We start from the raw sequence: 7,512 nt of genomic DNA on the forward strand, positions 1-7,512 counted from the left end.
TTTCATCGGCGGGGCATCAAACCGGCAGTACCGCACCGTCCGCGCGGGGTTCGGTGCCACCCTGCAGCGCGCCGGTTTCCGGGTCGCGCAGGATGATCTGGCCGCGGCCGAAGGTGAGGCCGTCCACGCACTTCACGATGTGGTGGCCACGGCGCTCCAGGGCCTGGACGAGGTGGTCGGGGAAGCCCGGTTCGACCTCGACGGTCTTGCCTTTCGTCCACTTCCAGCGCGGCATGTCCAGCGCCGCCTGAGGGTTGAGGCCGTCCTGGAACATGCTGGCCACTACCTGCACGTGGCCCTGGGGCTGCATGTAGCCGCCCATCACGCCGAAGGGGCCGACCGCCTGGTCGCCCTTGGTGATGAACCCCGGGATGATGGTGTGGTAGGTGCGCTTGCCCGGGCGCAGCACGTTGGTATGGTCTTCGTCCAGCGAGAACGACCAGCCGCGGTTTTGCAGGCTGATGCCCGTGCCGGGCACCACGATACCGGAGCCGAAACCTTCGAAGTTGCTCTGGATGAACGACACCATGTTGCCGTCATCGTCCGCCGTGGAAAGGTACACGGTGCCGCCCAGCAGCGGGTCGCCGTGGGTCGGATCGAGGGCGTCCCGGGCGATCAGCTCGCTGCGCTTCTTGAGATAGGCGGGCGAGAGCATCTGCTCGACGGTGAGCGACATGTGCTTGCGCTCGGTGATGTAGCGAAGCCCGTCCACGTAGCCCAGCTTGGTCGCCTCGATACGCCGGTGCAGCGACTCCACCGGGTCGTGGGGTTCGTCGCCCATGGCTTCCAGAATGCCCAGTGCCTGCAGGGCGATCAGGCCGCTGCCGTTGGGCGGAATCTCCCATACGTCGTGGCCACGATAGCGCACGCTGATCGGGTCGACCCACTCCGGGGCGAAGGCGGCGAGGTCTTCCTTGCGCAGAAAGCCGCCGTGCTGGCGCGAGAAGGCATCCATGGCGTCGGCCAGCTCGCCGGTGTAGAAGGCCTGGGCGCGGGTCTCGGCGATGGCGCGCAGGGTCTTGGCCATCTCCGGCGAGCGCCAGGTCTCGCCGGGCTTGGGCGCACGGCCCTTCGGTGTGAAGTGGTCGAACCAGGGCGCGAACTCCGGGCGGCCGTACTGGCCGTAGCGGGTATGCGCCTGGGCCCAGAGCTTGCTCGCGGTGGGCAGCACCGCGTAGCCCTCTTCCGCCAGGCGGATGGCCGGGGCGATCAGCGCCTCGAAGGGCAGCTTGCCGAAGCGCTCGGAGAGCGCGGCCCAGGCGCCGGGTGCGCCGGGTACGGTGACCGGCACCAGGCCGTGGGCGGGCATCTCGTCAAGGCCCAGCGCCTTGACGGCCTCCACCGAGATGCCCATCGGCGCCTTGCCGCTGGCGTTCAGGCCGTGGAGCTTGCCATCCACCCATACCAGCGCGAAGGCGTCGCCGCCGATGCCGTTGGAAGTGGGCTCGACGACGGTGAGGGCGGCGGCGGTGGCGATGGCTGCATCGATGGCGTTGCCGCCGTCGCGCAGGATGTTCGCGCCCACCTGGGCGGCCAGGCTCTGGGAGGTGGCGACCATGCCACGCTTGCCGAAAGTGACGGTGCGCCGCGAGGCAGTGGGGTAGTAGTAGGGGTCGAGCGTCATGATGAAGTCCTCATTCTTGCGAGGCGCCGTCCTGGAAGGCGCGATTCTGGGCGGCCTGGGCACGCTCGGCCATCAGGCGGCGCTGACGAAGGTAGCTGTAGACACTGTATGCCACGGAGACCACGGCCAACGTCAGCAGCAGCGCCGAGATCGGCCGGGTGAAGAACAGCGTCCAGTCGGTGCTGGTCTGGAAGGCGCGGCGCAGGTTGGTCTCGGCGATCGGCCCGAGCACCACGCCCAGCACCAGAGGCGCCAGCGGGTAGTCGAGTTTCTTCAGCAGGTAGCCGAAGGCGCCGATCGCCGCCAGCAGGTAGAGATCCGACACGCGGTTGTTCAGGGTATAGGTGCCGATCGCGCAGCAGGCCAGCACCACCGGCACGACGATGTACTTGGGCACGTTCAAAAGTCGCATGAAGGCACGCATCATCACCACGCCGATCACCAGCATGAACACCGAGGCGACTGCCATGGCGATGAACATGCTGTAGACCAGGTCCGGGTGATCGAGAATCAGGCGTGGCCCCACGCTGATGCCGTGCACCATGATCGCCGCCATCAGCACCGCATCCGCCGGGGAGCCGGGAATGCCCAGCGAAATGAGCGGGATGAGGCTGCCGCCCACGGTGGAGGAGTTGCCGGCCTCCGAGGCGACCACGCCTTCCGCCTCACCCTTGCCGAAGGTTTCCGGGTGGCTGGAGGCGCGCTTGGCCTGATCGTAGGCGACGAGGTTGGAGATCGAGCTGCCGGCTCCCGGTACCGCGCCGATGAACACCCCGAGAAGTGACGAGCGCAGGATGTTGAAAGGCTTCTTGAGCGTACCGATCATCACGCTCCACAGGTGCGGGCGCATGTCGCCGCTGACCAGCGCTCTGGAGCCGTCTTGATTCGCGGATGACGGCTCGAGCTCGGAAAGCAGCTGGCTCATCGCGTACATGCCGATCAGCACTACCAGAAACGGGATGCCGGCGGTCAACAGCTCATAGCCGAAGGTGAAGCGTTCGCGGGCCATCAAGGGGTCCGGGCCGATGGTGGCGATGCCGATCCCCAGCAGCCCCGCGATCAGCCCGCGCAGGATCGAGTCGCCCACCAGGCTTGCGATGATCGTCAGCGCGAAGACAATCAGCGCGAAGTACTCCCACGGGCCGAGCTTGACCGCCAGCAGGGCCAGCGGAGGCGCCGCGACGATCAGGATCACGATCGAGATCAGCGAGCCGACGAACGAGGCAAAAAGCCCCAGCGACAGCGCCCGCCCGGGCTGGCCGTTGCGTGCCATGGGAAAGGCGTCGAAGGTGGTGGCCACCGCCGACGGCGTGCCGGGGATGCCCAATAGTGCGGCGCTGAACAACCCCCCGCTCAAGCCCCCCACGTACACCGAGAGCATCACCGCGATGCCCTGCATCGGCGGCATGGCGAAGGTGAGCGGAAGCGTCAGCACGATCGCCATGGTGATGGTGAAGCCCGGAATGGCCGCGGCGATGATGCCGGCGAAGGTCGCCAGCGCCATCAGCGCCAGCGTATAGGGTTCGGTGACGCCCCCCAGGGCGACGAGAAATGCATCGGTCATGAAATCACCCGTTCACCAGCGCGCGCGCGGAAGATAGATACTGAACACGTCAGCGAAGAGATAGTACGGCCCGATCGAGAACAGCAGTGCCACGCCGACGACGACCAGGAGCGTCAGCGGCCGGCGGGGCGCCAGGTAGAGCTGGGCCGCGAGCAGGTAGCAGAACGTGGCGGCGATGAACCCGGCGAAGGGCATCGCGATCATGTAGGCGATGAACAGCCCCAGGTTGACCAGCACCGGTTTCAGGGCCATCAGCCGGCGCCAGGCCACGCCCGGACGGGTGCGCGGAAAGCCTCGCCGGAGGAGTTCGAGCGCGATCGCGGCCACGCACAGCACGGCCATGGATGAGAAGATCAACTGCGGAAAGGTGCCGGCGCCCATCGGTTCCCAGCGTGAGGCCGGCAGCGCGCCGGCCTTTAACGCCATGAACACCGCACCCACCGCGAGCACTGCATAGGACACCAGCTGCAGCCAGGGCTGCAGCGCGGCGTCAGCGTCGTTACGCGCCATGACGGATTCCTGCCAAGTGGTGGCTGCTCTTAGTCGAGCAGATGGGCGTTCTCTTCGATCAGCGCATCGGTGCGCTCGAGGTAGTCGGTGTAGGCGGCGCGATCCATGAAGCGCACGCTGCTGCCGACGTTGGCGATATCGCCCTGGAAGGCCTCGCTTTCGGCGATGGTCGCGAGCGCGGTTTCCAGGCGCTCGATGACCGCTTCCGGCGTATCCTTGGGTACCACGATGCCACGCGTGACCAGAAACTCGAGATCGTAGCCCAGCTCCTTGAGGGTGGGCACGTCGGGTAGCTCTTCCAGGCGCTCCTCGGTGGCCGCAGCCAGCACGTTGATGTCGCCGTTCTCGACGAAGGCCTCGGCGGAGTGGTAATCCTCGATCGACAGGGTGATGTGACCGCCGGCCAGTGCACGCAGCCGCTCGCCGGTACCCTCGTAGCCCACGTAGCCGAACTCGGTGTCGGTGGCGTCTTCGAACTGCACCGCCCACAGGTGCGGAATGCCGCCCAGCGTCACGCCCATGCGGTAGTCGCCGGGGCTCGGCTGTACGGCTTCGAGCATGTCATCCAGGGTTTCCCAGCCGGTATCGGCGTTGGCCAGTACCACGATATCGTCGCTGGTCATCATCGCCACGGGCTCGAAGGCGTCCCAGTTCTGGTCGGTCACCCCGGCGTGATGGGCGATCAGCAGGCCTTCGTGGATCTGGCTGATGCTGTAGCCGTCCGGGGCGCGGCGCGAGGCTTCGCGAAGCCCGACGGTACCGCTGGCGCCGGGCATGTTGATGATCGGCACGGGCTTACCCAGTTCCTCGGAAAGATGCTGGCCGATCAAGCGCATCAGCAGGTCGCTGGCGCCGCCCGGGCCCCAGGGCACGATGAACTCGACCGGGCGCTCGGGGTAGTCGGCCGCCGCCACGCCGGGCAGGGCGATGACGGTCGAAAGCGCAGAGAGGGTGAACAGCTTCTTGAGTGTCATGGTTGTTTCCTGTTGGGTCTTGAGTGCTACGAGCGTAATGACACCTTGGCACGACCGCGGGGAAGCGGCGCGTCGCCAATCGTCGTGGTCGAGCCGTTCGTGGATGAACCGACGTCGCCCGCCGGGTATCGGTGCGATGCCGGGCGAGCGCCACGCGGGCGTGATTATGATTGTTCAACGCTCGAATCGAGCCGTTGATTTTTCGCTTATCGTTTATCGATTTAAAAATCGATTTTTCAAGGCCATTCGACTATAGGCGAAGCAAGGAAGGAGCGTCAATGAACCTCTATGTAATTTTAAATTTTGGTGTTTTTTTCGGATTTAACAGCTGTAAACAATATTGATAATCGTTTATAGCTATTTTGTTGTTGAAAATAATGAGATGTCTCTATAAGTCATTTATCTTGACTCGCATGACAAACGATACTGTTGAAATAGGTACAACGGTGCTTTCAGCCCCTCTCTATAAAAGACTTATTCAGTTTCGATCCCTCAAGAGTCGCTTGCTGCTGGGCGTCTCGGCGACGCTGCTGATTCTCGCGGCCGTCGTGCTGGGCCTGACCTGGCAGGCGGGTCAGAGCATGCTGCAGGAGTCCAACGTCACCCACCTGCGCTACGAAGCCAACATGCTCGCCGACGAGATCACCCAGCAGGTCGAGAACCGTATCGAGGCGCTTGAGCGGTTGAGCCAGACCATGGGCACCGCGAGCGACACCGAATGGGTCCAGTACGAACTGGCCAAGAACGACTCCCTGCTTTCCTGGTTCGAAGGCATAGTGGTGAGCGACGAAGAGGGTAGGCTGATCGCCGACTGGCCCAGTGTCGTCGGACGTATCGGGCTCGAGACGCGCGATCAGGAGTATTTCGAGATGCTGCGCGGCACGCGAAACGTCCACGTGAGCGAGCCGTTCATCGGGCGTGCCACTCAGATGCCGCTGGTACTCATCGGCGTGCCGCGCCTGAACGCCCGGGGCGATTTCCTGGGGTTCATCGGTGGGGTGGTCAGGCTCGATTCCGGTGGGCTCTTCAGCCGGCTGGCCAAGATACGCCTTGGCGATCACGGATATTCGGCCGTGTTCAGCGCTTCCGGCAACATCCTATACCATCCCGATGATCGCCTGGTGAATACGCCGATCGCCGATCGCGAGGGCTATCCGACCCTCGACCTGGCGCTGGATGGGTGGTCGGGCGATAGCGTCGGGACGCTGTTCGGCGAGCAGCCGCTCTACCAGTCGTACTCCCAGATCTGGCCGGCGAGCTGGATCGTGGGTCTCTATCTGCCCGTCGGGCAGGCCCAGACGCCGCTGGCCGATTTCATTCACCGGTTGTGGTGGATCTGGGTGGTACTGGCGCTGTTTCTTCTGCCGCTGCTGTGGGGGCTTCTGGCCCGAATACTCTCTCCCCTTAATCTGCTCGAAGCGCAGATCGGCGAAGTGGGGCAGGGACGCCGGTCGCACGTGCGACTGGAGACGAGCATGCAGGAACTTCAGCAGGTCGCCCAAACGTTCAATCGGGTGGAGGACGAGCGCCAGCAGCTACTCGACAACCTCCAGGAGCGCGAGGCGTTTCTCGATTCGGTGCTCAATTCAAGCCCGCAAGGCATGTTCGTCGCCAATTTCGGCGGCCGCATCACCTACATGAATCCGGCACTGCTGAAGATGCTGTCCATTTCCGCTGAGACGCAGATGGAGGCATGGCTCGAGAAGATTCATCCCGACGACCGAATGGGCGTGGCAGACCTGTGGGCGCACAGCCTGAAGACGGGCAAGGACTTCGTGCGCCAGATGCGCTTTCTCAAGAACGACGAGACGCTGTGGCTCGACGTTCACGCCCGCTCGGTCATGCTCTCCCAACAGGGGCATTCGATCGGGCTCGTCGGTGTGGTCAAGGACATCACCGAGCGTCGCCAGCAGGAGGCGCTACAGCGCTGGGAGGCAGAGCACGACCCGCTGACGGGCTTGCTCAACCGGCGCGGGTTTCTGCGCCGGCTGGAGGAGGCCTTCGCCGATTTCCAGAAAACCAGTACGCCGTCGGCCCTGCTACTGTTCGACCTCGATCACTTCAAGCCCATCAACGATGAAGGTGGGCATGCCCTGGGCGACGAGATGCTGCGCCGGGTGGCCCAGGTCATCGCTTGGGAGGTGCGTCGCAGTGACCACGTGGCGCGCCAGGGAGGGGACGAATTCGGCGTGCTGTTACCCAGTTGTACGCTGGTGCAGGCTCAGCGCATCGCCGAGGCACTGCGCGTAGCGGTCAGCGAGGTCTCCGTGACTCATGAGGGCAAGGTCTACAACGTCACCCTGAGCATGGGCGCCACCCGCTTCAACGAAAACGATGGCTCCGTCGAGGATGCGCTGACCCGCGCGGATGCCGCAAGCTACGAGGCAAAGGATCGCGGGCGCAACGAAGTGGTCGTGAAACTGCCCAGCGAGTTCGACCCGCTCTCGCTGTTCGATTGAGCAACGCGCGTGTGCGGGGATGCGTTCTCGCGGTAAAATCATCGCGTTCATCGCCGAGAGTATTGCCGTGGATCTTGTAGAACTTTTTTCGCGTACGCTGGATACGACCTTGCCGGTCTTCGCCATGGTGTTCATCGGCATCGTGCTCAAGCGCCTGCGCCTGATCGACCGGGACTTCGTCTCCACCGCCTCGGCGCTGGTGTTCCGGGCAACGCTGCCCACGCTGATCTTCTTGAGCCTGATCAAGGCGGATCTGGGCGTGGCGCTGGATGTACCGCTGCTGCTCTTTTTCGCTTTCGCCACCCTGGGGCAGTTCTTCTTGAGTTGGCTTTGGGCGCGTTTTCGCGTACCCCATGCCGATCGCGGTATCTACGTTCAGGG

At 64.2% G+C, this 7,512-nt stretch carries 6 protein-coding genes; 2 read left to right on the plus strand and 4 right to left on the minus strand.

Going from position 1 to position 7,512, the window contains the following annotated elements:
- Positions 1-16 precede the first annotated feature (16 nt).
- Genes BIS11_RS07410 through BIS11_RS07425 form a run of 4 tightly spaced genes read right to left on the minus strand, consistent with a single transcriptional unit; the run spans position 17 to position 4,672 of the window.
- Positions 17-1,624: a gamma-glutamyltransferase family protein gene (locus tag BIS11_RS07410; RefSeq protein ID WP_253424088.1), complete on the minus strand. Its 1,608-nt coding sequence runs from the start codon at positions 1,622-1,624 to the stop codon at positions 17-19.
- A 10-nt stretch (positions 1,625-1,634) separates the two neighbouring features.
- Complete coding sequence (locus BIS11_RS07415; RefSeq protein ID WP_253424085.1) at positions 1,635-3,188, minus strand: tripartite tricarboxylate transporter permease; 1,554 nt, start codon at positions 3,186-3,188, stop codon at positions 1,635-1,637.
- Between the two features lie 12 nt (positions 3,189-3,200).
- Positions 3,201-3,698, minus strand: coding sequence for a tripartite tricarboxylate transporter TctB family protein (locus BIS11_RS07420; protein ID WP_253424082.1), 498 nt, complete (start codon positions 3,696-3,698; stop codon positions 3,201-3,203).
- Between the two features lie 29 nt (positions 3,699-3,727).
- Positions 3,728-4,672, minus strand: coding sequence for a tripartite tricarboxylate transporter substrate binding protein (locus BIS11_RS07425; RefSeq protein WP_253424079.1), 945 nt, complete (start codon positions 4,670-4,672; stop codon positions 3,728-3,730).
- A gap of 506 nt (positions 4,673-5,178) precedes the next feature.
- On the opposite strand from BIS11_RS07425, the gene BIS11_RS07430 reads away from it, so the two are divergent.
- Entirely contained in the window at positions 5,179-7,131 is a 1,953-nt protein-coding gene (locus BIS11_RS07430; RefSeq protein WP_253424094.1) for a diguanylate cyclase, read from the plus strand.
- Between the two features lie 67 nt (positions 7,132-7,198).
- Positions 7,199-7,512, plus strand: a 314-nt coding sequence (locus tag BIS11_RS07435) for an AEC family transporter (RefSeq protein ID WP_367399201.1), incomplete at its 3' end; no start/stop codon positions are given.

The sequence above is a fragment of the Halomonas sp. 707D4 genome, from assembly GCF_024158685.1.
Taxonomy (GTDB): Bacteria; Pseudomonadota; Gammaproteobacteria; order Pseudomonadales; family Halomonadaceae; genus Vreelandella.